This is a genomic window from Nonomuraea sp. KM90 (genome assembly GCF_052246675.1).
Taxonomy (GTDB): Bacteria; Actinomycetota; Actinomycetes; order Streptosporangiales; family Streptosporangiaceae; genus Nonomuraea.
Genome location: NZ_JBQQCB010000324.1, coordinates 1 through 2125 on the forward strand (window position 1 = coordinate 1; position 2125 = coordinate 2125).

General features: G+C 67.9%; 1 protein-coding gene. It reads left to right on the forward strand.

Translation table 11 applies throughout. The features are described 5' to 3' along the window. Nucleotides 1-156 precede the first annotated feature (156 nt). On the forward strand, nucleotides 157-1959 hold the full coding sequence (locus ACTWPW_RS63910) for an IS1634 family transposase (protein WP_443174996.1): 1803 nt from the start codon (nucleotides 157-159) through the stop codon (nucleotides 1957-1959). Nucleotides 1960-2125 lie beyond the last annotated feature (166 nt).

Genomic DNA, 2125 nt, shown 5'->3' on the forward strand with positions numbered 1-2125 from the left:
CCCGAGTTTCGCAGTTCGCGGGCACATAAGCCTTGATCGTTGAGCGAAAGTGCTGGTCGGCATGGTTGTGGATAACTTCCGGAGTCCCAAAGTGTGGGCACACGACCATTCGTGATTATGCTGCGGAAGCTGCGACTTGTGCGGGATGATGCGGGCATGTACCTGCGTAAGACGCAGCGACGCAACGGCGACGGCAGCGTGGTCCGGTATCTTCAACTGGCCAACAACCGGCGCATCAACGGCACCACACAGGCCGAGGTGCTGGTCAACCTGGGCCGCGAGGACAAGCTCGACGTCACGGCGCTGCGCCGGCTGGTCGCCTCGATCAACCGCTACCTCGGCGACGAAGACGACGTCACCCTCCCGCTCGGTGCCGAGGCCGGGCCACTGACCGTGGAGCAGGCCCGCCCGTACGGCGCGATCTGGCTGCTGGATCAGCTGTGGCGCACGCTCCAGATCGATGCGGCACTGGCCGACGTGCTGGGACCACGCCGCTTCCGCACCGACATCGAACGGATCTTGTTCGCGCTGGTCGCCAACCGCGCCGTGGCCCCCTCCTCCAAGCTCGCCGCAGCCGAGTGGATCAACCACACCGTCGCCATCCCCGGCCTGGAGCGCGCCGACAAGGACCAGGCGATGCGGGCGATGGACCTGCTGGCCGGCGCCGATGCCCAAGGCCAGGTGCAGCAGGCGGTGTTCTTCGCCGCCGCCAACCTGCTCAACCTGGAGGTGGATCTGATCCTGTTCGACTCCACCTCCACCTACTTCGAACGCGACGGCGAGCCCGAGCCCGGCGACGCAGGCAGTAGCGACGGGGGCGACGGGGGCGACGGGGGCGACGGGGGCGACGGGGGCGACGGGGGCGACGAGATGGGGTTGCGCCGGTTCGGGCATTCCAAGGACCACCGCAAGGATCTGCCGCAGATCGTCATCGGGCTGGCCGTCACCCGCGAGGGCATCCCGGTGCGCTGCTGGGTCTGGCCCGGCAACACTTCGGACATGACCGTGATCGAGCAGGTCAAGGACGACCTGCGGGACTGGCGGCTGGGACGGGTGGTCACCGTGGTCGACTCCGGTTTCTCCTCTCGCGAGAACATGGCCTACCTGCAGCGGGCCGGCGGCCACTACATCTGCGGCGTCAAGATGCGCGACGGCTCGGCCCAGGCCCGCGAGGCGATGTCCCGCCAGGGCCGCTACCTGCACGTCCGCGACAACCTGCGGGTCAAAGAGGTCCGGCTCGCCACCGACCCGGGACGGCGGTGGATCATCTGCCACAACCCCGTCGAGGCCGAACGCGACCAGGCCCGCCGCCAGGCGCAACTGGAGGCGATCACCGCGGAGCTGGACCGGATCGCCGCCGCCCGCGCCACCGACGCCGCCCAGGCCAAGGCCAAGGCCGCTCAGCAGGGCAAGAAAAAGGCTCCCAAACCGCCGGACGCGCCGCACCGCAAGGCCGAATGCGCGCTACGCGATCATCCCTCGTTAGGCCGCTGGCTCAAGCAGCACCCGGGCACCGGCCGCCTGTCCATCGACGCCGCCAAGGTCAAGGCCGAGGCCAACTACGACGGCAAGTACCTGATCGCCGCCTCCGACCCGGACCTGAGCCCCGAAGACATCGCCCTGGGTTACAAGAACCTGCTCCAGGCCGAGGCAGCCTTCCGCACCATGAAGACGACCTTGGACCTGCGGCCCGTCTACCACCGCCTCGACCAGCGCATCGTCGCCCACGTGCTGCTGTGCTGGCTGGCACTGCTACTCATCCGCGTCGCCGAACGCCGCACCGGACGGACCTGGAACGCCATCAACCGCGAACTGGGACGCATCCACCAGGTCACCCTGTCCGGCCCTGCCGGACGACTGCAGCAGACCACCCGCCTCACCCCCGCCCAGGCTCAGATCTTCAAAGACTGCGCCGTCGCATTGCCGCCAAAGATGAGCGGCCTGCAACCTGCCGAATAGCCTCCGACCAGCAAGAACCCAGCACACAGGCGTGGACACACGACTCGCAGGCTCTCCCACGCCCGTTGTCCCAGGTCAAACACCCAATTCAGCGCTCTCGTCTGCCCACTAACTGCGAAACTCGGGTTCAAGCTGCTGGTGGCACCGAAGCGAGACCGCCCGGGTT

What these genes read in the sequence shown, in the direction of transcription:
- ACTWPW_RS63910 (WP_443174996.1), top strand. Translation starts at nt 157, where the DNA reads ATGTACCTGCGTAAGACGCAGCGACGCAACGGCGACGGCAGCGTGGTC.